Source organism: Ancylobacter terrae (assembly GCF_045108345.1).
GTDB lineage: Bacteria > Pseudomonadota > Alphaproteobacteria > Rhizobiales > Xanthobacteraceae > Ancylobacter.
Genome location: NZ_JBJGXH010000001.1, coordinates 917,182 through 940,895, shown reverse-complemented (window position 1 = coordinate 940,895; position 23,714 = coordinate 917,182). Strand labels below are relative to the sequence as shown.

Here is a 23,714-nt window from a genome sequence, read left to right as displayed (position 1 = left end):
TCTGGAGGTTCGGGGTCAGGAGCGCTTTTCCAGGCGATCGAGACGCTTCTCGATCGCCTCGATGCGATCCTCGAACTCGGCCGTGGCATAGCGGCCGAGCACGGATTCACCGTGCATCGCCTGCTTCAGGCTTTCGAGCTTGGCGTCGACAGCATCGAAGCGCTTGTCGTTGGCGTCGAAGCGTTGGTTCATTTCCGCGCGTATTTCCCGCAGCAGCTTCAGGATGAAGTTGTCAGGCTCGCTCATGCGCACATCTCCAGGAGGCCCCTATTATATGGGCAAGCGGGCGCTTTTACCTACGCCGCCGCTTGTCCCTCGGCGTTCGCCTGCGGCGGCCGGATGCCGAGCAGATGGCAGATGGCGTAGACGAGGTCGGCCCGGTTCAGCGTGTAGAAGTGGAACTCGGTGACACCGCGATCGACGAGATCGAACACCTGCTCCGCCGCCACCGCCGCGGCGATCAGCTTGCGGGTCTCGGGGTCGTTGTCGAGCCCCTCGAAGCGCCCGGCGAGCCAGGCCGGCATGAAGGTGCCGGTCTTCTCGGCAAAACTCCGCGCCTGCCTGAAGTTCGAGACGGGAAGGATCCCTGGCACCACGGGCACATCGATGCCACGCGCCCGCACCTTGTCGAGATAGCGGAAATAGAGGTCGTTATCGAAGAAGCACTGGGTGATCGCCCGGCTCGCCCCGGCATCGACCTTGGCTTCCAGAATGTCGAGATCGACCTCGAAGGATGGGCTCTCGGGATGTTTCTCGGGATAGGCGGACACCGAAACCTCGAAATTGGCGATGCGCCGCACGCCGGCGACGAGGTCAGCGGACGAGGCGTAGCCTTGCGGGTGCGGTTCATAGGCCTGCCCCACACCGGCCGGCGGATCGCCGCGCAGGGCCACGATGTGGCGCACGCCGGCATCCCAGTAGCCGCGCACCACCTCGTCGACCTCCGCTTTCGCCGCGGCGACGCAGGTGAGGTGAGCCGCCGGCGCGAGACGGGTCTCCTTCACGATCCGCTCGACCGTGGCGTGCGTCCGCTCGCGGGTGGAGCCGCCCGCGCCATAGGTCACCGAGACGAATTTCGGTGCCAGCGGCGCCAGCCGGGTGACGGAGTTCCACAGTGTGGCCTCCATTTCCGGCGTCTTCGGCGGAAAGAATTCAAACGAGACCGAGATCGGCCGTCCGCCCGGACGGCGGCTGCGGCGCTCGATTTCCGCGGACATCAGGCAATCTCCTGCTGGTCGGGCATGCGACGGGGAACGGCGGCGCGCCCGTCGCGCGCCAGCCATAACGAGACAGTAAGCTTGCCGTCGGAGCCGGGCTCCGGCGCCAGCGAGCGATGTGACAGCGGCGTCAGGCCCGCCTGCGCCAGCCAGCCCTGCATCATCTCGATCGGGAAACCCAGACGGCGATGGGCATGCGCCTCGCGCAGGAATTCGAGATCATGCGGTGCGAAATCCACCACCAGCAGCCGCCCGCCGGGCTTGAGCACGCGGGCGGCCTCGCGGATCGCGCGCGGGGCGTCCTCCAGAAAATGGAGTACCTGATGCATGACGACGACGTCGAAGGCATCGCGCGGCAGGGCGAGATTGTAGATGTCACCCTGGCGGACCGTGCAGTTGCGCGCCCCGGCGCGCTCGAGATTGGCACGGGCAACGCTCAGCATGTCGGGCGACAGGTCGATACCGACACCGCGCTGGATATCCGGTGCGAACAATTCGAGGATGCGCCCGGTGCCGGTGCCGAGATCGAGCAGGCTTCCCACCGCCTCGCCGGCCAACGCGGCCCGGATCATCTCCTCGACCGCCGCATCCGGCACATGCAGGCGGCGGATGGCGTCCCATTCATGCGCATGCGCCCGGAAATAGGCCTGCGCGCTTTCCGCACGGGCGGCACGCACCGCGTCGAGCCGTTCCCGGTCGCGCAGCAGGATCGGATCAGCGGGATCGAGCAGCGCGATGAGCGCGCCGGTCAGCGCGGCACCCGGGGTTTCCCCCGCGCGGCGGTAAAACGCCCAGCTCGCCTCGCGGAAGCGCTCGATCAGGCCGGCCTCGGCGAGAAGCTTCAGATGGCGTGAGATGCGCGGCTGCGACTGCCCCAGAATGTCGGTCAGTTCGGAGACGGTGAGCTCGCCCTCTTCCAGCAGCGCGAGCAGACGCAGGCGCGTATCCTCCCCCGCAGCCTTCAGGCCATCGAGCAGGGCACCGAAATCGAGATGAGGGTGAGGGGTCAAACGCGCCGTCCAGAAAGATATAAAGATATCTTTATATCGAAGTAGCCGGTGAGCACAAGCGGGTTCCTCCCGGAAACGGGTGGCGCCGCCGGACACCTGCTCTATCTTGCAGGCACCGCCGACAACGGAGCACCCTGATGCCACCCCCGCCTGCCGCCGGCCACTCCCCGCGCGTCATCTTCGTCACCGGCGCGACATCGGGAATCGGCGCGGCAACCGCGCTGGCTTTCGCCCGGCGCGGCGATCGCGTCATCGTCACCGGCCGCGACCGCGGACGCGGCGCCAGCATCGAGGCCGCCTGTCGTCGGGTCGGCGCCGACGCTCTCTTCCTGGCCTGCGACGTCACCGTGTCAGGCGCCGTGGAAGGCGCGATCGCCCGGACGCTAGACAGGTTCGGGCGGCTTGACGTCGCGGTCAACAACGCCGGCTTCCAGGAACGCAGCGCCAGCCTTCTGGAGCAGGACGACGCCATCTATGCGCAGGTGTTCGACACCAATGTCCGCGCGGTGCTGGCCGGCATGCGGGCGCAGATAGCGGCCATGCTGGCGGGCGGCGGCGGGAGCATCGTCAACGTCGCCTCCGTCAGCGGCGTTCGCAATCCCTATCCCGGCTTTGCACTTTACGGAGCCTCGAAAGCCGCGCTGCTCCACCTTACGCGTGCCGCCGCAGCCGAATTTGCGCCGAGCGGCATCCGCATCAACGCCGTCTCGCCGGGCCGCATCCACACCCCGATGATGGCCGGCAATGGCGTGCCCCTCGATGCCGTCGCCGCCGCCCTGCCCTCGCGCCGCCTCGGCGAGGCGGCTGAGGTCGCCGAAGCCATCGTCTGGATCGCCGGCGCCGACGCGGCGTTTGTCATCGGCCATAATCTGTGCGTTGACGGGGGCTTTCTCGCCGGCTGATCCACCGCATCGACAGACGCAATGCGAGGGGCCAGCATGGGTCAAGGGCGAACCAGCCCTCCCGAACGAGCGACCCACGATGAGCGACACCCTGCAGAGCCACGTTCCGTCCGGTGCCGAAGGCGACTTCGGCGTCCGGCCCGGCGAGATCACGACGCCGCTGCCCGCGGCAACGGACGCCGGGCTCCACTTCATCGGCCGCCTGCGGACGCCGTGGCGCGAGCGCCGCGACTGCCCGAAGAACGGACGCGAATCGGATGCGGTCTGCACGGTCGAGCTCGATCCGGCCTTCGCGCCAGCGCTCGCCGATCTCGCCGGAACGACGCACCTCTGGCTGCTGTACTGGATGGACCGCGCGCCGCGAAACCTCCTCGTCCAGGTGCCGCGCGGCGCGGCGAAGGGGCGCGGCACCTTCGCGCTGCGCAGCCCGGCACGGCCGAACCCCATCGCGCTCAGCGCCGTGCGCCTGCTCGGCATCGAGGGAAACCGGCTTTCGGTCGTGGGGCTCGACTGCCTGGACGGCACGCCGCTCCTCGACATCAAGCCGTATTTCGCCTCGACCGATTCGATTCCGGAGGCCGTCGTCGGCTGGCGCCGGGAGCGGTCCTGACGTAGCGATACTGTGGCGCTGCTGCATCGCATCGGAAACCATCGCATCTCTGACGTAAGCGTGACGATTCAAGGCCCGATCTGGTCTTGAACCCGCCTTCTTCCTGCGTCATCTCCTGCCGTCATGTTCGTCAAGAAAAGCAATGCAGGAACAATGATGGCTGGTCGCCTTACCCTCGCCTCCTCGATCATGCTGGGTCTTCTCGCGTCGGCTGGCACGGCTGCAGCGCAATATTACCCCCAGGGCGCGACCAACCAGCCCTCCGCCTACGGCCAGCCGGATTCGGGCGAGGTTCCTGCGGCCTACGATCCCTATGGCGCCTCCGGGCAGCCGGGCGCCGCCGCGCCGCCGCCGGGCGTGCGCGACCCTTACGCGCAGCAGCCCGCTCACGGCGCGGTGCCGGCAGCGCAGGCGCCTCAGTACGGCCAGCCCCAATACGGGCAGCCTCAGCCGCAGACCGGCTATGCCGTCCCGCCGCCCTCGCCGGTGCACCCCGGCTATCCCCCGGGAGCCTATTCCGGGCAGCCCCCGGCGGGCATGGCGTCGCCCTATGGCAATGCCCAGCCTCAGCCGCAGCAGCAGGCCGCCTATCCCGCGCAGCAGCCTTATTCGGCGCAGCCTGACCCGGCGGCGACCGGCACCGTTCCTCCGGGCGCGGTCGGATCCTCGCAGGCGATGGGCGCCAACGGCTCGACGGTCGCCATGCTGCCGCCGGAAGACCAGCCCGAGACGGGCCCGACCAAGGAACTGCCGCCGAACCTGAAGCGGCAGATCGTCGACTATCCGACCAAGGAAGCGCCGGGCACGATCATCATCGATACGCCGAACACCTACCTCTATTACGTTCTGCCCGGCGGCAAGGCTGAGCGCTACGGCATCGGCGTCGGTCGCGAAGGCTTCACCTGGGCCGGCACCGAGAAGATCTCGCGCAAGGCGGAATGGCCCGATTGGCGTCCGCCGGCGGAGATGATCGAGCGCCAGCCCTACCTGCCGCGCTTCATGGCCGGCGGGCCCGGCAACCCGATGGGCGCGCGCGCCATGTATCTGGGCGGCACCATCTATCGCATCCATGGCACCAACCAGCCCTCGACGATCGGCCAGTTCATGTCCTCCGGCTGCATCCGCATGCTGAACGAGGATGTCGAGAACCTGTTCGAGCGCGTAAAGGTCGGCACCAAGGTGGTGGTGCTGCCGGGCGGCAGCGCCAAGACCGCGTCGAGCGCCCCCGCCGCGAACCCGCAGGCGGCGATGCAGCCCGATCCGGGGCCGGGCTTCACGCCCGTCCCGCGCTGATCCGGCGTCCCCTCTAGCTGCGCCAGAAGCGCTGGACGGGGACCTTGACGGAGATGTCCGCGCCGACGGCCACGTCGCCGGCGCGCTCGACCCAGGCCACAAGCCCCCGCAGTCCCGTCGCGGCCCGGACGAAATCGAGTTCCAGCCCCTCCCGCCCGGGAAAATGAGCGGCCACCGCGCCGCCGGCGTGGCGGCAGGGCGCGTTTTCCCCTTCCACCGCCAGGGTCGCGCCTTGGCCGAAATGCAGGCGCGAGCCGGGCGGCAGGCGTGTCAGCCTCCCGATACCCTCGATCACCATATTGGCGCCGATCCACTCGGGGCGAACCTCGGCGATGCCGAGCCGTGCCGCGATTTCGGCCAGTTCGTCGGCGGCCACCAGCGAGACCTGCCGCGAATTGCGGATTGGCGTGCCGCGCGGATACCACGGCACCCGCGAATCCGCTCCCCGCGCGGACCCGAAATGCCGGTCGCCCGGAATGCCGTCCAGTTCGAGCCGAAGCCTGTCGACGTCGCGGGTGCCAAAGCCCGATCCGTCCGCCAGAAGCAGCCGAGCCGCCCGGGCGTCGAGCCGCTGCGCCGGAATCGCCTCGTCGAGCGCCGTGAACAGGTCACCCATGGTCGCGCCGCTCCTTGTCCATCCGTCTCATTTCCTGTCGTACCGTCCCCGCCGCATGGCGACCGGAACTTAGCGTATGGGGTCCGCCGTGCAGCCACGATAACGTGATAGGGCTTGTCATGGGACGAGTCGGCCGGAACCGAGTTGTCGTCTGCTACGTTGTGCAGCGACGACCATCGGCCGTTCCGCCAAACGGGATTTGACCAATGTCGCTTCCAACGGATTCGATGACCCCCACGCCCGGGGGAATGCTCGCCGGTCGTCTCAGCGAGATCAAGGCCAAGTGGGGCTGGTTCGTCGCTCTCGGCGTCGTTCTCATCTTCGCCGGCACGATCGCGCTCGGCAATCTCGTGCTCAGCACGGTGGCGTCGGTATTCTATGTCGGCCTGATGATGGCCGTGGCCGGCGTCGCGCAGATCTTCCATGCCTTCCAGGTGAAGAACTGGGGCTCGTTCGCCTTCTGGCTGCTGTGCGGCCTGCTCTACGTGTGGTCGGGCCTGATCGCCTTCAACAACCCCGCCCTTGCCGCCGGCGTGCTGACGCTCGTCCTCGGCCTGTCGCTGATCGTCGCGGGCATTTTCCGCCTGATCGCCGCCTTCCAGGCGCGGCCGCATGCGGGCTGGGGCTGGCTCGCCTTCGGCGGTGCCATCACTCTGCTGCTCGGCATCGAGATTTCGGTGGGATGGCCGGTGAACTCGGTCTGGGTGCTCGGCCTCTTCCTGGGCATCGACCTCATTTTCAACGGTGTCGCCGTGCTGCTGCTCGGCCTGCGCCTGAAGAAGTGAGTGCGGGGGCGATGGACGCGCGCACGCCCATCGACGCCCTCGCGCGCAGCGGGCTCACCGACGGCGAGCCCCGGGAACTGCCGGCCAGCGGCCGGGACCTGCGGCTCGATCTGTTCCGTGGTCTCGCGCTCTGGCTGATCTTCCTCAACCATATTCCCACCAACGTCCTGAACTGGGTCACCACCCGCAATTTCGGCTTCAGCGACGCCACCGAGATCTTCGTCTTCATCTCGGGCTACACGGCCGCCATGGTCTATGGCCGCCAGATGGACCGCAGCGGCGTCATCGTCGCCTCGGCGCGCATCTGGCGGCGCGCCTGGCAGCTCTATGTCGCGTTCATCTTCCTGTTCGTGGTCTATCTGGCCGAAATCTCCTATGTGGTCGGGCGCTCGGCCAACCCGCTCTATGCGGAGGAGATGGGGGCGCTCCAGTTCCTCAGCGAGCCGGACGTCGCGCTCATCGAGGCGCTGCTGCTGAAGTTCCGCCCCGCCAATATGGACGTGCTGCCGCTCTACATCGTGCTGATGGCGGCGCTGCCGCCCGTGCTCTGGCTGCTGCGGCGCTGGCCGGACGCGACGCTCGCCGGCTCCTTCGCGCTGTATCTCGCCGCCGGCTGGTTCGGCTGGAACCTGCCCGCCTACCCCGAGGACCGCACCTGGTTCTTCAACCCGTTCGCCTGGCAGTTCCTGTTCTTCTTCGGCGGCTGGTGCGGCCTCGGCGGCAACGAGCGGCTGGGCGGGCTGGTTCGCTCGCCGCTCGCGCTGATCGCCGCCGTCGCCTATCTGCTGGTGTCGCTGGTCGTGGTGATGAGCTGGTGGCTGCCCGCGCTCGACGGGATCGTGCCCGAGTCGATCGGCAATCTGATCTACCCGATCAGCAAGACCGATCTCGCCCCGCTGCGCCTGCTGCACTTCCTCGCCCTCGCGCTGGTCATCGTGCGCATCCTGCCCGAAGACTGGTCCGGCCTGCGCTCGCGCCTCGCCCGGCCGATGATCCTGTGCGGCCAGCACTCGCTGGAAGTGTTCTGCTTCGGGGTATTCCTATCCTTCGCCGCGCACTTTCTGCTGAGCGACGTCAACGGTTCGATCATGATGCAGATATGGCTCAGTTTTGTCGGCATCCTGCTTATGATAGGGTTGTCGGCGCTGCTGGGATGGTACGGCCGCATCGAACGCGAGAACGCCGCGCGCAAGGGCGGATGAAAGACACGGGTCGGATGGGAGCGAGGATTCTCGGCCTCTTGCTGACAGCGGCGCTGGCTCTGGCGCCGGTCTTCGCGCGCGCCGAGGGCGAACCGGCCTGCACTGCCCCTTCCGAGCTGACGCGCGCCGAATTCGAGCTTCCCCACCTCGCACGGGCGCTGCGCGACAAGACACCCACGACGATCCTGGTGGTGAACAGCTCCGCCAAGCCCAAGGCCGCCACCGGCACCGATGCGGCGCCCCGTCGCTTCTCCAGCTATGTCGAGGAAGGCCTTCGCATCCGCTACCCCAATGGCGGCGTGCGCGTGCTGACCCGAAACGAACCCGGTTTTACGGCTCCGGACCTTGCGGCGGCTCTCCCCGGCATCCTCGCCGAGACCCGTCCGGCGCTGGTGATCTGGCAGACCGGAACGCATGACGCCATCCGAGGCGTCGATCTCGACAGCTTCGCCCGCGCCGTCGGTAACGGCATCGCCCAGGCGCAGGCGGCGAATGCCGACGTTCTCGTGATGAGCCCGCAATACAGCCCGCGGACCGAATTCGCCTTCGACGCTTCCCCCTACAATTCCACCCTGCGCTGGGTGAGCCGCACCAACGACGCACTGTTTTTTGATCGCTACGCCCTGATGCGCTACTGGGCGGATGAGGATATTTTCGATCTCGACGAATGGCGCCCCGACCCGGCGCTGTTCGATAACGTGCATCGCTGCATCGGCCGCCTGGTGACGACGATGATCGTCAATGGCGTGACCCCCAAGACGGTTGGATCCCGCTGAACATGAAGATCTTCCTGCCGGCAGCCGCCGCAGCCGCCCTTCTCGCGCTCGGCCTGCCGTCGATGGCTGCCGGCCCCGCTGCCATCGCCTGTCCCGCGGGTGGCGTGCTCACCCGGCTGGACGCCCCCCTGCCCCGGCTCGCCGCGCGCCTCGCCGGCAGCGAGCCGGTGCGCATCGTCGCCATCGGCTCGTCGTCGACGGCCGGCGCCGGCGCCACCTCGCGAGAGACCGCCTATCCGAGCCGGCTCGAAGCCGCGCTGCGCGAGCGCTTTCCCGGCCGTTCCATTACCGTGGTGAACCGCGGCATCAACGGCCAGGACGGGCCGGAGATGCTCGCCCGCTTCGACACGGACGTGGCGGCGCTGCAACCGACGCTGGTAATCTGGCAGGGCGGCGTCAACGCGCTCTTCCGCGACAACGGGCTGTCCACGGCAGAGACGATCCTGCGCCAGGCCATTGCCCGCACCCGCACGCTCGGCGCCGATTTCCTGCTGATCGACCCGCAATACGCTCCCCGCGTTCTGGCCGACAGCGACACGGCCGCCATGGTCGCGCTGCAGAATTCCGTCGCCCACGCCGAGGGCGTGCCGGTGTTCCACCGCTTCGCGCTGATGCAGAACTGGCACGAGCGCGCCGGAATGGCCTTCGAAGCCTTTCTCGCGAAAGACAATTTCCATATGAACGACTGGAGCTACGATTGCCTTGCACGCGATCTGGCGCAGTCGATCATGGCCAGCGTCAATGCGCAGCAGCGCACCGCCGATGCCCAGCCTCCCGCCGTCCGGGCGGCGACGGTGGCGAAGTCCGCGGCGGTGACGGCAGCTCCCGCGGCGCCCGCCGCCGCCCCTCCGCAGGTGGCCCCGCCGGCCGATCTGTAAGGGGTGGCCGGCGCCTCAGCCGTCGTCGTCCGAAAACGCGCCGCCGAAGCGCTCGGTGACCACGCGCCGCGCGATCCGCAGGCGCTTTTCGTAATGGTCGTCGAAGGGCTCGTTGAGGATCGCCTCGAGCGAGGCGAGCAGCGCCCACAGCGCCGGCAGTTCCGCCTCGTCATCGACGAAATCGGCCACCGCCTCGCCGTCCTCGTCGTCGACGGTCCGGGACAGAAACTCGAACAGCACGAGCGCGACCGCCCGGTCGATGTGCAGCGTGATCTCGTCCGCCGGTGCCTCCGCCATCTGCGCCCCCTCGCTTCGCCACGCATGCGCGTGCCGCTCCATAGACGCGCCTTCCGCGCCGCAATCAAGCCGCCCGCGCAACAGCTTCTGTGCGCAGGCGATTTTGCGTTTGCATTCGGCGCGTTGGCGTGCTGTCGCAGGCACGGCGAGCCAATGGGAGGTCCGGATGTCGGCGGCCGATGAACTGAAGACCGTACGCGACTTCGTGCGCTACGCCGTCACCCGCTTCAACGCCGCCGGGATCCATTTCGGCCACGGCACCACCAACGCGGTGGACGAGGCGGCCTTCCTGGTGCTGGAGGCGCTGCACCTCCCCGTCGACGATCTCGCCCCCTGGCTCGACGCCCGGCTGACGACCAGTGAGTGCAGTGAGGTGGATAGTCTGATCAGTCGTCGCTGCGAAACGCGCCAGCCGGTCGCCTATCTGCTGGGGCGGACCTATATCCGCGGCGTGCCGTTCCGCAGCGATGCCCGGGCCATCGTGCCGCGTTCCTTCATCGGCGAACTGCTCGCCGGCGATCTCGTCGCGGGCGAGGAAGGCTTCAGCCTCGCCGGCCCGCCCGAGGAGGTGGAGAGCGTGCTGGACCTCTGCACCGGCGGCGGCAGCCTCGCCGTCCTCGCCGCGCTCACCTTTCCCAATGCGGGCATCGACGCCGTCGATCTCTCGCCGGAGGCGCTGTCGCTCGCGCGCGAGAATGTCGCGCAGCACGACCTCGTCGGGCGCATCACGCTGCACCAGGGCGACCTCTTCGCCCCGCTCGGCGGGCGCCGCTACGACCTCATCATCACCAACCCACCCTATGTCGATGCGCAGGTGATGGCAGCGCTGCCGCCCGAATACCGCCATGAGCCGGAGATGGCCCTGGCCGGCGGGCCGGACGGGCTCGACATCGTCCGCCGCATCCTCGCCGGCGCCCCAGATCATCTCAACGCCGGCGGCGGCCTCATCTGCGAGATCGGCACCGGCAAGGAGATACTGGAAGAGGAATATCCGCACCTTCCCTTCCTCTGGCTCGACACCGAGGACAGCGAGGGCGAGGTGTTCTGGGTCAATGCGAGGGATTTCGAGGCTCCGCCAGCGACACGGCGACGGCGCTGAAAGCGGCCGGTTGAAGTCGGGCCGACACACGGCGCCGCGCGGCGGACCGGCTAAAGATCGTCCTGCCGCAGTTTCGGAGCCTCCGCCGTCGCGGGCGCCTCGAGTTCGGCGGCGCGGGTGTAGTCGCGGATCGCCTGCTCGGTATCGCCGATGTCGCGATGCAGGTTGCCCCGGTGGCGGAACGCGTCGGGCAACCGGGCATCCAGGCTGATCGCCCGGTCATAATTCTCCAGCGCCTGGTCGAACTTGCGCTGCCGCTGCAGGATTTCCCCGCGTGTGACATAAGCGACGGCGTCATCGGGATCGAGCTTGATCGCCTGCTCGACATCGCGCAGCGCCTGCTTCAGGTCGCCCGTCTTCATGAGAAAATCCGCGCGATCGTTGAAGGCGTCCGTGTGAGTTGGATCGAGCTTGATCGCCTTGTCGAAATCCGCCCGGGCCTTGCCCCTGTCACCGGCAAGGAAATGCGCCTCGGCACGGCCGTTATAGGCGCCGGCATAGTCGGGATCGAGTTCGATTGCGCGGTCGTAGTCGGCGATGGCCTTGGCCAGATCGCCTTTGCGTTGATGTGCGTAGGCACGACGGAAATAGATGACCTCGTCCTTGGGATCGAGCTGGAGGGCCTTCTCGAAATCGGCAAAGGCGAGATCGAAGCTGCCAAGTCGCACATAGGCGCGGCCACGGCTGCCATAGGGTCGCGCATAGGCCGGCTTGAGCTTCATCGCCTTTTCATATTCGACGATGGCCTTCGGATAGTCCTTGGCATCGACATACACGTTGCCCCGGCTGATCACATAGTCTGGGTCATCCGGCGCGATGAGGATCGCCATGTCGTAATCGCGCAGCGCCCCTGCATAGTCGCGCAGTTGCAGCAGCGCGAACGCCCGCCGGCTGAAGACGTTGGCCCGCTTCGGATCGAACGCCAACGCCACGCTGAATGCTCCCGCCGCGTCACGGTAGCGCCGCAGCAGGCTAAGCGTGCGGCCCTTCCCGACATAGGCATCCACCGACCCCTCATCGAGCTTGATAGCCTTCTCGAAGTCGGCAAGCGCGCGCACATAGTCCTTCTGGCGACGGTAGAGATTGCCGCGGTCGACATAGTAGAGCGCCACCGTCGGATCGAGGGCGATCGCCTTGCTGTAGCTGCGCAGCGCGAGGTCCAGCTTGTCCTGACGATCGAGCACATCGCCGCGCCCGTAATGGGCGCCCGCAAGCTTCGGATCGAGCGCGATGGCGTAGTCGAAATCCTTCAGTGCCCGCTCCAGCTCCTTTTCGCGCACGAACAGGCGGGCGCGGGCAGAATAGGCGCGCGCCAGCGAGGGATCGAGCGCGATCGCCTCGTCATACTCGGCCTTCGCCTTCTGGGTCTCGCCCAATGCCGACAGCACGCGGCCGCGTACATAACGGATTTCGGCGTCCTTGCCCTTGAGCGCCGCCGCGCGGTCGAGGTCCTGCAGGGCAAGATCGAGCGCGTCGCGTTCGATCTGCACCGCCGCACGATTCACATAAAACTCGGCGCTGCGGGGATCGCGGGTGATGGCGTGGTCGAAATCCCGCAGGGCCGCCTCGAAGCGGCCGTCCGCGAGGTGCGCCTCGCCGCGGTTGTCGTAGGCCCAGGCGATGGACGCGCCGGGTTTCGCGGCGTTTATAAGAGCCGTGCAGCCCTTGATCCGCTTTCCCGAGAAATTGCTGCGGCAATCGCCGGCCGCATCGGCCAGGGCGGACGCAGGCAGCAGGATGACCGCGCCGGCAAGAACGAAACGAGACGCAAGGCGCATATTCGGCAACCTGTGGTTCCAGCACCGAACTCTGGCTCGGATACCGCACAGGCGCAAGAGGTTACCATTCTCCGGCACCCAAACGGGCGGGCGTGGCCGGTGACAGGCGGGACGGTGGATCGCGGACCGTGTCGCCCCGCCGGATACCCCTCACCCGCCCCGCTTCATGTGCGCCAGCACCTGCGCGTCCGGCCAGCAGTCCAGCGGCAGGCCGTTGGCCTTCTGGTAGGCGCCGAGAGCGGCGCGGGTCTTCATGCCGGCCTTGCCGTCGATCTTCTCGGCGTAAAAGCCCTTCTGCGTCATCACCTTCTGCATGAATTCGAGGTCGGCGGTCTTCACCAGCGCAATGTCCTGCCACCCTCTCGCGAAGGGGCGGTCGTCCTCGATCCGGTCGGCGAGATGGCCGACATAGAGCACGTAGAGATCGGCGAAGTTGTAGGCCTTCAGCACGAAATAGTTCGCCGGGGTGAGGAAGGCCGGGCCGTAGGGGCCGGCCGGCATGATGATGGAGGCGCTGTCCTTCATCGCTGCCGGCGGGATGCGGCGCCCGTCCGCCACCTTCACCCCGCGTTTCAGCCAGTCGCCGATGGGCAGTGCGGCGTCGGGCTCGGCCAGCGTGCAGTCGAAGCCGGCCGGCACGGTGATCTCGTAGGCCCAGCGCTTGCCGCCCTGCCAACCCTCGGCGCGCAGCAGGTTCGCGGTCGCCGCCAGCGCTTCCGGCACCGACGTCCAGATATTGGCGGTGCCGTCGCCATCGAGGTCGACGCCGTATTTCAGATAGCCGGTGGGCATGAACTGGGTGAGCCCCATCGCCCCGGCCCAGGAGCTCTTCATCTCGGCGCGCGTCACGTGGCCCTCGTCGAGGATCTTCAGTGCGGCGAGGAATTCGGCCTGGAACACCTCCTTGCGGCGGCCGACATAGGCCTGCGTCGCCACCACGCGCAGGGCGTCGTAATTCAGTTTCGCCCCGCCATAGGCGGTCTCGCGCGCCCAGATGGCGAGCAGGATGGAGCCCGGCACGCCGAACTGCCGCTCGATGGCGGCGAGTTCGGCCCGGTACTGCGCCGCCAGCTTGCGCCCGCGCGCGGCATAATTGCCGATCGCCTTGTCGGAGAGATAGGCGGCCGGCGTCTGCACGAACTCCGCCTGCACGCCGGGCTTCTGCGGCTTGCCGGGAATGGCGAGTTCGGGCAGCGTATAGTCAGGCTCCAGCCCGCGCGTCTCGCGCTCGAAGGTGGCGCGCGAGATGCCCATCGCCTGCGCCGCCGGCCATTGCGCGGCGATCCAGCGGTCGAAGGCCGCGTCGGCACGGGCGGTGACGGGGCTGCCGGCAACCAGCAGGGGGGCGAGGCAGGCAAGGAGGCGGATCATCATGCGCATGCCCCTTCCTTAGCCCAGCCGCTGCCGATGCGAAAATCGCCGCGCCATCACAGCTTCGCGTGTCGGATCCCGCCGACACGAACCGTCCTTGGGAAGGCCGACGCGGTCGGTGCCCCCAGATGCAGGAGCGACGCATGGGATTGAAGCAGAAGATCACCCCCTGGCTCTGGTTCGACGGCACCGCCGAGGAGGCGGCCCGCTTCTATGTCTCGGTATTCCCGAATTCGCGCATCCTCACCGTGGCGCACAACGCCGAGGGCGGTGCCGGGCCGGCGGGCAGCGTGCTCGCCGTGCTGTTCGAACTCGACGGCGTGAGCTTCGGCGCCATCAATGGCGGCCCGACCTTCAAGCTCAGCGAGGCGACGTCCTTCATGATCGACTGCGCCACGCAGGAGGAGATCGACTATTACTGGGAGAAGCTCGGCGCGGGCGGTTCGTACCAGTCCTGCGGCTGGCTGAAGGATCGCTTCGGCCTCTCCTGGCAGGTCAACAACAGTGAAGTGGTCGAAAAGGGCCATTCCGATCCCGCCGCCTCCGCCCGCATCATGACCGCCATCCTGCAGATGGAGAAGATCGATCTCGCCATACTCCGCCGCGCGGTCGAAGGCTGAGCCTCAGCGCACCGCGAGGATGAACAGGCGCGGGAACCGCAGCAGCACCTTGCCGTCGACCCGGGCCGGATAGGCCTGCGCGATGCGCGCGCGGTAATCGGCGAGGAAGGCGGCGCGCTCGGCCTCGTCGAGCCGGTCGAGATAGGGCCGCAGCGCCGTCGAGCGGAACCAGTCGACGATGGCGTCGGGACCGGCGAGCGCGTGGTGGTAATGCGTGTGCCAGATCTCGACCTTGCGGGCCAGCGGCCGCAGCAGGTCGTAATAGGCCCCGACCGACGGCAGCACCTCGCGCGCCGCGCCGGCGATCTTGGGCGCCCACGGCCCCTCGGCCGCCGTCTGCGCCATCAAGAGGTGGGAGGGCTCCCCGACATTATCCGGCATCTGCACGGCGAGCGCGCCGCCTTCCGGCAGGCACGCCATCAGCCGGCGCAGCACCGCCGGGTGGTCGGGCACCCACTGGAACACGGCGTTGCCGAAGATGAGATCGGTGCCCGGCTCGGGTGTCCAGATCGAGATATCCGCCACCTCGAACCGGGCGGCGGGGAGTCGCTCGGCCGCCTGCTTCACCATCGCCGGGGACGAGTCGATGCCGGTGACGGCGGCATGCGGCCAGCGCGCCGCGAGGAGTTCCGTCGAATTGCCCGGCCCGCAGCCGACGTCCACCACCCGGCGCGGCGCCACCAGCGGCACCGCCGCCAGCAGGTCGCGCGAGGGGCGCGTGCGCTCGTCGGCGAATTCGAGATAGAGCGAGGGGTTCCAGTCGGCGGACGAGGATCGCATGCGTGAGGACTCTCCTTGAGGGGCGCGAAGCATCGCAAATCTCCGCGAGCGGACCAACCGCGTGCGCTCTGCGCGCATGCGGGTCAAGAGAATGCCTTGCTTGCGGCGCGCCATCACGGCCGAGCCGGCGCGGCGCCCCTGTGGCACAGCCCCCGTCCGGACAGAGGAGGATTGGATGGCTTCGAGATTGTGGCTGGCGGCGCTCGGCGCGGCCATTGTCGCCGGGAGCGCGGCGGCGGCGCCGCTGCATGGCCCGACACAGGCGCAGGTGGCGGTCTGCTTCGTGCCCGAACAGGAATGTTCGGACGATATCGTGGCGGCCATCGATGGTGCGCAGAAAACGATCCGGGTGCAGGCCTACGGGTTCTCGGCGCCGCCGATCCTCAAGGCGCTGGCGGCGGCGCGGCAGCGGGGCGTCGATGTGGAGATCGTGCTCGACAAGAGCGACGCCGACCGGGAGCGCAAGCCCCGCTTCGCCGCCGCCCTCGCGATGCAGAAGGCCGGCATACCCGTATGGATCGACGACCGGCCGCACACCGCCCACAACAAGCTGATCATCATCGACGATCGCGAGGTGATCGGCGGCTCGTACAACTACACCCGCACCTCGGACCACAAGAACGTCGAGAACGTCACCTTCATCACCAGCCCGGAAGTCGCGGGCTGGTACGGCGCGAACTGGCAGGGTCGGCGCGAACTGTCACGCCCGTTCGATCCGGGCGCGGGGCCGCAATGAGGGAGAGGCCGGCCCGCAGGGGCCGGCCGCAGATGGTCAGCGCGTCAGCTTCTTGTGCTTCATCCGGTGCGGGATGATGCTGTCGACGCCGAGGCGGCGCTTCTTGTCTTCCTCGTAGTCGTGGAAGTTGCCCTCGAACCACTCGACATGGCTGTCGTCCTCGAAGGCCAGCATGTGGGTGGCGATGCGGTCGAGGAAGAAGCGGTCATGCGAGATGATGACCGCGCAGCCGGCGTAGTCCTCCAGCGCCTCTTCCAGCGCGCGCAGCGTCTCGACGTCGAGGTCGTTGGTCGGCTCGTCGAGCAGGAGGACGTTGGCGCCCTGCTGCAGGATGCGGGCGAGGTGCACGCGGTTGCGCTCGCCGCCCGAGAGCATGCCGACCTTCTTCTGCTGGTCCGGCCCCTTGAAGTTGAAGGCGCCGCAATAGGCGCGCGAATTGATCTCGCGCTTGCCGAGATAGAGCACCTCGTTGCCGCCGGAAACTTCTTCCCAGACGGTCTTCTTGTCGTCGAGCGCGTCGCGGTTCTGGTCGACATAGCCGAGCTTCACCGAGTCGCCGATGGTGATCGTGCCGGCATCGGGCTTCTCCAGCCCGGTGATCATGCGGAACAGCGTGGTCTTGCCCGCGCCGTTCGGCCCGATGACGCCGACGATGCCGCCCGGCGGCAGCTTGAACGACAGGTTGTCGATCAGCACCTTGTCGCCGAACGACTTCGAGAGCCCCTCGAAGTTGATGACGTTGTTACCGAGCCGCTCGGCCACCGGAATGACGATCTGCGCGGTGGTCGGCGCCTTCTCGGACGCCTTGCGCACCAGTTCGTCATAGCGCTGGATACGGGCCTTGTTCTTGGCCTGGCGGGCCTTGGGCGAGGCCGCGATCCACTCCTGCTCGGCGGCGAGCGCCCGCTGGCGGGCCTCGTCCTCGCGCGATTCCTGCTGCATCCGCTTGGTCTTCTGCGCCAGCCAGGAGGAATAGTTGCCCTCATAGGGAATGCCGCGGCCGCGATCGAGCTCGAGGATCCAGCCCGTCACATTGTCAAGGAAGTAGCGGTCATGGGTGACGATCAGGATCGCGCCCGGATAGTTGCGCAGATGGCCTTCCAGCCAGTTGGTGGTCTCGGCGTCGAGATGGTTGGTCGGCTCGTCGAGCAGCAGCAGTTCCGGCTGCGAGAGCAGCAGCTGGCACAGGGCGACGCGGCGGCGCTCGCCGCCCGACAGCCGGGTGACGTCGGAGCCCTCCTCCGGGCAGCCGAGCGCATCCATCGCCTGGTCGATCTTGGAATCGAGATCCCACAGGCCCTGCCCCTCGATCTCGTCCTGCAGGCGGGTCATCTCGTCCGCCGTCTCGTCCGAGTAGTTCATGGCGAGCTCGTTGTAGCGGTCGAGGATCGCCTTCTGCTTGGCGACGCCGAGCATGACGTTCTCGCGCACCGACAGCTTGGGGTCGAGCTGCGGCTCCTGCGGCAGGTAGCCGACGCGCGCGCCCTCGGCGACCCAGGCCTCGCCGGTGAAATCCTTGTCGATGCCGGCCATGATCTTGAGCAGGGTCGACTTGCCCGAGCCGTTGGGGCCGAGCACGCCGATCTTGGCGCTCGGGTAGAAAGACAGGTGCACGTTGTCGAGCACCTTCTTGCCGCCCGGATAGGCCTTGGACATGCCGTGCATGTGATAGACGTACTGGTAGGAAGCCATGCGCGGTCGCGCTCCTCGGCGAAGCCATCGAAGATGGTGAAACGGATTGGCCGCTATGTAGCCTTCGCACCCTGTGGCGGCAAGGGTAGAGCGCCTTTCCCGAGCCGGCCTGCGTCATCCCGGCCGCAGCGCAGCGCAGAGCCGGGATCGCGAAAAAGGCGACACGCACCTGGCGATCCCGGATCGGCCTACTGCCGTCCGGGATGACGACGGCAAGCTACGCCGGAACCGGATAGGTCCGGATCTCCTCCGCCACCGCCCGGAAACGCGCCGCGAGGGCGTCCGCCGTCGCGATCTCGACATCCTGCGGCTCGACGCCGGGCCATTCGGTCGAGGCGCCGAGGAACCAGCGCCCGCCCGCCACCAGCCGCGCCGTGTGGAAGGTGCCGCCGGGGATGAGGAGCTGCACACGCTGGCCAGCGGCGATGTCCGGCCCCACCACGACCTTCGCGCTGGACCCGTCCTCGTGCAGCAGCAGCACCTCCAGCGGATCGCCGAGATAATAATGATAGAGCTGGTCGTTGCGGATGCGGTGGAGTTGCACCGGCGCCTGCGGCGTGACGAGGAAATAGAGCGCGGAGCCCATCGGCCGGCCGCCCTCGAACGGCGCCGGGAGGCCGCCCGGCGCGATCCGGTCGCGGGCGACATAGGTGAGGCGGACGAAGCCGCAGGTCGCGCCCGGTTCGAGGCCGAGCAGGGCGATGACGTCGTCGGACGATAATGCTCGGCTCATCTGACTGTCCCGGCTTCCGCTGGCTCCCGTGACCGGCAGAAGGCGCCGTCTGCACACGGGCTGCGCTAAACAAGAGCGTTCCCGACGGGAACATATCACCATCCCGCGCGTTTCGTTGCTGCGGCGCACCACGACGCCTTTCATCCCTTGATACCTCCGGAGCGGGACCTCCGGCGGCTATAGGCTTGACGACAGGCGGCGCGGAATGGACCAGGAACTGGCATGATCCCTTCTCCCGAGCCCGATTGGGCGCTTTTCCTCGATGTCGACGGAACGCTCATCGAGCACGTGGCCCATCCGGAAGGCGTGTTCATCCCCCCGGCGCTGCCCGGCCTGCTGACCTCGCTGCAGGGCGCGCTCAAGGGCGCGGTCGCGCTGGTCTCCGGCCGCACCATCGCCTGGATGGACGACAAGTTCACGCCCGCGCGGCTCGCGGCCTCCGGCCAGCACGGCGCCGAGATCCGCATCGCGCCGGACGCGCCGGCCGTGCCGATCCCGACGCCGAAATGGCGGGCGCCGCTCGAACGGCTGCTGGAGCGGGAACTGGCGCTCTGGCCGGGCGTCTATGTCGAACATAAGCCGCTGTCGCTGGCGGTGCATTTCCGCGCCGTGCCCGAACATGGCGACGCCATCATGGCCAAGGTGACGGAGCTCGGCATCGGGCTCGACAGCCAGGTCGAATTCCTCAAGGGGCGTTTCGTGATCGAGGTTCGCCAGGGCGGCTACGACAAGGGCGGCGCCGTCGACGCCTTCATGCGTTCGGGCCTGTTCAAGGGCCGCCGGCCTATCTTCCTCGGCGACGACGTGACCGACGAAGACGGCTTCCGTGCCGTTCGCGCCGCCGGGGGACTGGCGGTTGCCGTTGGCCCGCGCGCGACCCTGCAGGCCGATTTCCACCTCGCGGGTCCTGCCGAGGTGCGCGACTGGCTCGGCTCGGTGGCGGCGCTCGCGGAGCGCGCAGCCTGATGGGGACGCTTGATCTCGCCGCCATCGGCAACGGAACCATCGCCGCCCTCATCGACCGCAAGGGCCGTATCGCCTGGTGCTGCTGGCCGCGCATCGACGGCGACCCGGTCTTCTCCGCCCTGCTCGGCGGCGAGACGCCGGAAGGCGGTTATTTCGAGGTGGTGCTCGAGGGCACCGTCACCTCCACCCGCCGCTACGTGCCCAATACCGCCATCGTCGAGACCATCCTCGAGAACGACCAGGGCGCGAAGCTGCGGATCACCGATTTCGCCCCGCGCTTCAAGCTGTTCGACCGTATCTACCGCCCCTCCATGCTGGTGCGGAAGATCGAGCCGCTGGCCGGTACCTGCCGCGTCACCGTCCGCCTGCAGCCGCATTTCGGCTGGGGCGCGCAGACCCCGCGTCCCGTGCGCGGCTCGAACCACATGCGCTTTGCCGGCGATGACTTCGCGCTGCGGGCGACCACCGACCTGCCGATCGTCTATGTCGCCGAGCAGCGCCCCTTCGTGCTGAGCCGGCCGGCGACGATCGTGCTGGGGCCGGACGAGCCCTTCGCCTCCGGCCTCACCGAGACCGCCCGCAGCTTCGAGGAGAAGACGAGGGACTACTGGCACGAATGGGTGCGCTACCTCTCGATCCCGTTCGAATGGCAGGATGCGGTGATCCGCGCCGCCATCTCGCTGAAGCTGTGCGCCTATGAGGAGACCGGCGGCATCGTCGCCGCGCTCACCACGTCGGTGCCCGAAGCGCCCCACTCCATCCGCAACTGGGATTACCGGCACTGCTGGCTGCGCGATTCCTACTTCACCGTCCGCGCGCTGAACCTGCTCGGCGCCACCCGCACGATGGAGGATTACATCCGCTATCTGACGACGGTGATCGCCTCGGAGCCGACGGGACGCCTCGCCCCGGTCTACTCCATCGTGCCGGGCACGCCGCTCGACGAGCGTTTCGCCCCCTCCCTGCCCGGCTATCGCGGCATGGGTCCGGTGCGGGTCGGCAATCAGGCCGCCGAGCAGATCCAGAACGACGGCTACGGCCACGTCGTCCTCGCCGCCGCGCAGATGTTCTTCGACCAGCGCCTGCCCCAGCGCGGCGACCGGGCGCTGTTCGAACTGCTGGAGGGCGTCGGCGCCCGCGCGGTGGAATATGCGTTCGAGCCGGATGCCGGGCTGTGGGAGCTGCGCGGCAAGCGACGGGTGCACACCTTCTCGTCGGTGATGAGCTGGGCGGCCTGCGACCGCCTCGCCCGCATCGCCCGCGTGCTGGAGCTTCCCGAGCGCGCCGCCTTCTGGAAGGGCCATGCCCAGACCATCCGCGCCCGCATCCTCTCCTTCGCCTGGAGCGAGGCGCACAAGTCGTTCCTCGACGCCGATGTCGACGGCCAGATCGACGCCAGCCTGCTGCTGCTGGCCGATCTCGGCTTCGTGCGGCCGGATGACCCGCGCTACATATCGACGGTGGAACTGGTCGGCCGCGAGCTGAAGCGCAACGGCTACCTGATGCGCTATGCCGGCGAGGATGATTTCGGCCTGCCCGAGACCTCCTTCACCATCTGCTCCTTCTGGTACGCCAACGCGCTGAACCTGATCGGCCGGCGCGACGAGGCCCGCGAGATGTTCGAGAGCCTGCTGGCGCGGCGCAACGAGGCGGGCCTGCTCTCCGAGGACATCGACAACACCACGCTGGAGCTGTGGGGCAACATTCCGCAGACCTATTCGATGGTGGGGCTCATCGACACCGCCATGCATCTGTCGAAGACATGGGAGGAAGCGTTCTGGCGCGGCTCGTAGTCGTATCGAACCGGGTGGCGTCCCCCCGTGAAAGCGGAGCCAAGGCCGGGGGTCTCGCAGTTGCCCTTAGGGAAGCACTCGGCAAGCGCGGCGGCCTGTGGTTCGGCTGGAGCGGGGAAACCCAGGTCAACCCGCCGGAAAAGCCGAAACTGGTCAAGGCCGGCCCGATCACCTTCGCCCTGCAGACGCTCGATCCGCAGGACCAGCGCGCGCATTATGCCGGCTATGCCAACGGCACGCTCTGGCCGCTCTGCCACTACCGGCTCGGGCAGCTTTCCTTCCGGCGTACCGACTGGGAGGGCTATAAGCGCGTCAACCAGGCCTTCGCGCGCGGGCTCGCCCCACTGCTGAAGCCCGACGACCTCGTTTGGGTGCATGATTACCACCTCATCCCGCTGGCCGCGGAACTGCGCGCGCTCGGCTTCGAGGGGCGGATCGGCTATTTCCACCACATCCCCTGGCCGACGCCGGAAGTGTTCTATTCGCTGCCGTCCCATGCCGGGCTGGTGCAGGATCTCGCGCAATACGACCTCGTCGGCCTGCAGACCCAGCACGACGTGCGGGCGCTGCTCACCTACATCTCCTCCGAGGCCAAGGGCTGGATCGCCCCCGGAGGGGTGGTGGGACTGAAGAGCCGGCGCTTCCGCGTTGCCGCCTTTCCGATCGGAATCGACGCCGCCGCCTTCGTCACGGACGCTCAGGAGGCGGCGGGAAGCGCCGACATGGAGCGCCTGCACATGAGCCTTGCGGGCCGCAAGCTCGCCATCGGTGTGGACCGGCTCGACTATTCGAAGGGGCTCCCGAACAAGTTCGCCGCGTTCGATCGCCTGCTCGACGCCTTTCCCGAGCACCGCTCGCAGGTGACGATGATGCAGATCGCCCCCGTCAGCCGCGGCGAGGTCGCCGAATACCAGCTGCTGCGGCAGGAGCTGGAAGCCCAGGCGGGCGGCATCAACGGGCGCTACGCGGAGTTCGACTGGGTCCCGCTGCGCTACCTCAACAAGCCCTTCCCGCGCGCGACGCTCGCCGCCATCTACCGCGCCTCCCAGCTCGGGCTGGTGACGCCGCTGCGCGACGGGATGAACCTCGTCGCCAAGGAATATGTCGCGGCGCAGGATCCCGAGGATCCCGGCGTGCTGGTGCTCTCGCGCTTCGCCGGCGCCGCCGACGAACTGCCGGGCGCCCTGCTGGTCAACCCTTATGACGTCGAAGGCATGGCCGAGATGTTCGATGCTGCGCTCCGTATGCCGGTCGAGGAACGCCGCGAACGCTGGCTCGCCAATATGGCGAACGTCGAGGCGAACACCATCCATGGCTGGTGCGACAGCTTCCTCGCCGATCTCGCCCGCGACGTCGACATGATCGCCGACCTCCACACCTCGCGGAGCGCCGCCGGCTGAATAGCCCGGTGCTGCCCTCGCAATCGCGCGCTAACCACGCTGCGAAGCTGCGGCGAAATACCTTATCGCCGTCGCATGCCCGGATTAGGTTGCCCGTCAGGAGACAATCGGGGACCCGATCATCGTGTGGACGCCGCCGCCGCCACCGGCCAACGAAGCAGAACGGCTCGAAATCCTCGCCGCGTGCGGCATCATGGACACGCCGCCCGAAGAGCGGTTCGATCGTCTGGCCCGCCTCGCCAAACAGTTTTACCGGGCCGACGTCTCCTTCATCAGTTTCATCGACGCCGAGCACCAGTGGATGAAGGCGATCAGCTCGGACGCCGTGCCGACGAGCTTCCCGCGCCGGATGAGCATCTGCAACATGATGGTGGGAACGGGTGTCCCGCTGGTCATCGGCGACCTGAGGAGCGACGCGCGACTGGACGGCCATCCGGCAGTGGCGCACCTCGCCTGGCGCTTCTATGCCGGCGTGCCGCTGGTCGCCGGGAATCGCGAGGTGATCGGCTCCTTGTGCGTCCTGCGCGAGGAGGCCGGCGCGACGCAGGATTTCGACATCCAGCCGCTCACCGAACTCGCCGCCATCGCCATCGACGCCATCGACCTGCGCCAGCGCAACAGCGAACTGGAGCGCCTGAGCCAGATCGACGGGCTCACCGGCATCGCCAACCGACGCGGCTTCGACGACGCGCTCGACCGTGCGGTGCGCCGGGCGCGCCGGACCGGAGAGCCCCTGTCGCTGCTGCTGGTCGACATCGACCACTTCAAGGGACTGAACGACACTCTCGGCCATCCCGCCGGGGATGCGGCGCTGCGCCGGATGGGGGTCGTCCTGCGGGAGATCGTCCACCGCCCCTATGACACGGTTGCCCGCTATGGCGGCGAGGAGTTCGCCGTGATCCTCCCGGATACCGACGCCGACGGCGCGAGCCATATCGGCGAGACGCTGCGCATGGCGGTCGCCGCGGCAGCACTGGCGCATCCCGCGCCGGTCGAGGTGACCGTCAGTCTGGGCTGCGCCACGCTCGCGGGCGATGCGGTGGGCCCGGTGGAACTCGTCGCGCAGGCGGATGCCGCTCTCTACCGCGCCAAACGCGCCGGACGGAACCGCCTGATGGGCGCGCGGGGGGCCTGATCCGCGCTTCCCGCAGGGTCCTCGT

General features: G+C 68.1%; 24 protein-coding genes. 14 read left to right on the top strand and 10 right to left on the bottom strand.

What is annotated here, in order from left to right:
- Positions 1-15: 15 nt before the first annotated feature.
- The 3 genes from ACEUEL_RS04515 to ACEUEL_RS04505 are packed head-to-tail and all read right to left on the bottom strand — an operon-like array spanning position 16 to position 2,227.
- The gene (locus ACEUEL_RS04515) at positions 16-246 is read right to left on the bottom strand and encodes a hypothetical protein (RefSeq protein WP_405702589.1); all 231 of its coding nucleotides are present in this window, start codon (positions 244-246) and stop codon (positions 16-18) included.
- A gap of 50 nt (positions 247-296) precedes the next feature.
- Positions 297-1,217 (bottom strand): methylenetetrahydrofolate reductase [NAD(P)H], encoded by a 921-nt coding sequence (metF, locus tag ACEUEL_RS04510; protein ID WP_405702588.1) that lies wholly within the window; start codon positions 1,215-1,217, stop codon positions 297-299.
- Positions 1,217-2,227, bottom strand: coding sequence for a metalloregulator ArsR/SmtB family transcription factor (locus ACEUEL_RS04505; RefSeq protein ID WP_405702587.1), 1,011 nt, complete (start codon positions 2,225-2,227; stop codon positions 1,217-1,219). The genes metF and ACEUEL_RS04505 overlap by 1 nt, the downstream gene beginning before the upstream one ends.
- A 137-nt stretch (positions 2,228-2,364) precedes the next feature.
- On the opposite strand from ACEUEL_RS04505, the gene ACEUEL_RS04500 reads away from it, so the two are divergent.
- The 3 genes from ACEUEL_RS04500 to ACEUEL_RS04490 all read left to right on the top strand — a co-directional run bounded on the left by ACEUEL_RS04500 (position 2,365) and on the right by ACEUEL_RS04490 (position 5,032).
- The gene (locus tag ACEUEL_RS04500) at positions 2,365-3,129 is read left to right on the top strand and encodes an SDR family NAD(P)-dependent oxidoreductase (RefSeq protein WP_405702585.1); all 765 of its coding nucleotides are present in this window, start codon (positions 2,365-2,367) and stop codon (positions 3,127-3,129) included.
- A 79-nt stretch (positions 3,130-3,208) separates the two neighbouring features.
- On the top strand, positions 3,209-3,739 hold the full coding sequence (gene tsaA, locus ACEUEL_RS04495) for a tRNA (N6-threonylcarbamoyladenosine(37)-N6)-methyltransferase TrmO (RefSeq protein ID WP_405702582.1): 531 nt from the start codon (positions 3,209-3,211) through the stop codon (positions 3,737-3,739).
- Between the two features lie 153 nt (positions 3,740-3,892).
- On the top strand, positions 3,893-5,032 hold the full coding sequence (locus ACEUEL_RS04490; protein WP_405702579.1) for a L,D-transpeptidase family protein: 1,140 nt from the start codon (positions 3,893-3,895) through the stop codon (positions 5,030-5,032).
- Positions 5,033-5,045: 13 nt separating this feature from the next.
- On the opposite strand, the gene ACEUEL_RS04485 is transcribed toward ACEUEL_RS04490, so the two are convergent.
- Positions 5,046-5,648, bottom strand: a complete 603-nt coding sequence (locus ACEUEL_RS04485) for an MOSC domain-containing protein (RefSeq protein WP_405702576.1) — start codon at positions 5,646-5,648, stop codon at positions 5,046-5,048.
- A 227-nt stretch (positions 5,649-5,875) separates the two neighbouring features.
- Here ACEUEL_RS04485 and ACEUEL_RS04480 point away from each other — a divergent pair, with 227 nt between their 5' ends.
- Genes ACEUEL_RS04480 through ACEUEL_RS04465 form a run of 4 tightly spaced genes read left to right on the top strand, consistent with a single transcriptional unit; the run spans position 5,876 to position 9,289 of the window.
- Positions 5,876-6,433 (top strand): HdeD family acid-resistance protein, encoded by a 558-nt coding sequence (locus ACEUEL_RS04480; protein WP_405706564.1) that lies wholly within the window; start codon positions 5,876-5,878, stop codon positions 6,431-6,433.
- An 11-nt stretch (positions 6,434-6,444) separates the two neighbouring features.
- A complete protein-coding gene (locus tag ACEUEL_RS04475; protein ID WP_405702575.1) occupies positions 6,445-7,635 on the top strand; it encodes an OpgC domain-containing protein in 1,191 nt (396 codons plus the stop codon).
- 14 nt (positions 7,636-7,649) lie between these two features.
- The gene (locus tag ACEUEL_RS04470) at positions 7,650-8,411 is read left to right on the top strand and encodes an SGNH/GDSL hydrolase family protein (RefSeq protein ID WP_405702574.1); all 762 of its coding nucleotides are present in this window, start codon (positions 7,650-7,652) and stop codon (positions 8,409-8,411) included.
- Positions 8,412-8,413: 2 nt separating this feature from the next.
- Complete coding sequence (locus ACEUEL_RS04465) at positions 8,414-9,289, top strand: SGNH/GDSL hydrolase family protein (RefSeq protein ID WP_405702572.1); 876 nt, start codon at positions 8,414-8,416, stop codon at positions 9,287-9,289.
- Positions 9,290-9,304: 15 nt separating this feature from the next.
- Here ACEUEL_RS04465 and ACEUEL_RS04460 read toward each other — a convergent pair whose 3' ends face one another.
- Entirely contained in the window at positions 9,305-9,586 is a 282-nt protein-coding gene (locus ACEUEL_RS04460; RefSeq protein ID WP_405702569.1) for a hypothetical protein, read from the bottom strand.
- 166 nt (positions 9,587-9,752) lie between these two features.
- On the opposite strand from ACEUEL_RS04460, the gene prmB reads away from it, so the two are divergent.
- Positions 9,753-10,685 carry a 50S ribosomal protein L3 N(5)-glutamine methyltransferase gene (gene prmB, locus ACEUEL_RS04455; protein ID WP_405702567.1) on the top strand — a complete coding sequence of 311 codons (933 nt, stop codon included), beginning with the start codon at positions 9,753-9,755 and terminating at the stop codon, positions 10,683-10,685.
- 50 nt (positions 10,686-10,735) lie between these two features.
- Here prmB and ACEUEL_RS04450 read toward each other — a convergent pair whose 3' ends face one another.
- Complete coding sequence (locus ACEUEL_RS04450; RefSeq protein ID WP_405702565.1) at positions 10,736-12,463, bottom strand: tetratricopeptide repeat protein; 1,728 nt, start codon at positions 12,461-12,463, stop codon at positions 10,736-10,738.
- A 150-nt stretch (positions 12,464-12,613) separates the two neighbouring features.
- Positions 12,614-13,843 (bottom strand): lytic murein transglycosylase, encoded by a 1,230-nt coding sequence (locus tag ACEUEL_RS04445; RefSeq protein ID WP_405702562.1) that lies wholly within the window; start codon positions 13,841-13,843, stop codon positions 12,614-12,616.
- 134 nt (positions 13,844-13,977) lie between these two features.
- On the opposite strand from ACEUEL_RS04445, the gene ACEUEL_RS04440 reads away from it, so the two are divergent.
- Positions 13,978-14,454 carry a VOC family protein gene (locus ACEUEL_RS04440; RefSeq protein WP_405702560.1) on the top strand — a complete coding sequence of 159 codons (477 nt, stop codon included), beginning with the start codon at positions 13,978-13,980 and terminating at the stop codon, positions 14,452-14,454.
- Between the two features lie 3 nt (positions 14,455-14,457).
- On the opposite strand, the gene tam is transcribed toward ACEUEL_RS04440, so the two are convergent.
- Positions 14,458-15,234 carry a trans-aconitate 2-methyltransferase gene (tam, locus tag ACEUEL_RS04435; RefSeq protein ID WP_405702559.1) on the bottom strand — a complete coding sequence of 259 codons (777 nt, stop codon included), beginning with the start codon at positions 15,232-15,234 and terminating at the stop codon, positions 14,458-14,460.
- Positions 15,235-15,409: 175 nt separating this feature from the next.
- On the opposite strand from tam, the gene ACEUEL_RS04430 reads away from it, so the two are divergent.
- On the top strand, positions 15,410-15,970 hold the full coding sequence (locus ACEUEL_RS04430; RefSeq protein WP_405702558.1) for a phospholipase D family nuclease: 561 nt from the start codon (positions 15,410-15,412) through the stop codon (positions 15,968-15,970).
- 36 nt (positions 15,971-16,006) lie between these two features.
- Here ACEUEL_RS04430 and ettA read toward each other — a convergent pair whose 3' ends face one another.
- Together ettA and ACEUEL_RS04420 are read right to left on the bottom strand one after the other, a co-directional pair.
- Complete coding sequence (gene ettA / locus ACEUEL_RS04425; protein WP_405702556.1) at positions 16,007-17,662, bottom strand: energy-dependent translational throttle protein EttA; 1,656 nt, start codon at positions 17,660-17,662, stop codon at positions 16,007-16,009.
- 217 nt (positions 17,663-17,879) lie between these two features.
- The gene (locus tag ACEUEL_RS04420; protein WP_405702554.1) at positions 17,880-18,395 is read right to left on the bottom strand and encodes a cupin domain-containing protein; all 516 of its coding nucleotides are present in this window, start codon (positions 18,393-18,395) and stop codon (positions 17,880-17,882) included.
- Positions 18,396-18,617: 222 nt separating this feature from the next.
- Here ACEUEL_RS04420 and otsB point away from each other — a divergent pair, with 222 nt between their 5' ends.
- From otsB to ACEUEL_RS04400, 4 genes are all read left to right on the top strand, one after another.
- Complete coding sequence (gene otsB / locus ACEUEL_RS04415; protein ID WP_405702552.1) at positions 18,618-19,361, top strand: trehalose-phosphatase; 744 nt, start codon at positions 18,618-18,620, stop codon at positions 19,359-19,361.
- Entirely contained in the window at positions 19,361-21,154 is a 1,794-nt protein-coding gene (locus tag ACEUEL_RS04410; RefSeq protein WP_405702550.1) for a glycoside hydrolase family 15 protein, read from the top strand. The genes otsB and ACEUEL_RS04410 overlap by 1 nt, the downstream gene beginning before the upstream one ends.
- A complete protein-coding gene (locus ACEUEL_RS04405) occupies positions 21,139-22,554 on the top strand; it encodes an alpha,alpha-trehalose-phosphate synthase (UDP-forming) (RefSeq protein ID WP_405706562.1) in 1,416 nt (471 codons plus the stop codon). The genes ACEUEL_RS04410 and ACEUEL_RS04405 overlap by 16 nt, the downstream gene beginning before the upstream one ends.
- Before the next feature lie 193 nt (positions 22,555-22,747).
- Positions 22,748-23,689, top strand: a complete 942-nt coding sequence (locus tag ACEUEL_RS04400) for a sensor domain-containing diguanylate cyclase (RefSeq protein WP_405702547.1) — start codon at positions 22,748-22,750, stop codon at positions 23,687-23,689.
- Positions 23,690-23,714: the final 25 nt, after the last annotated feature.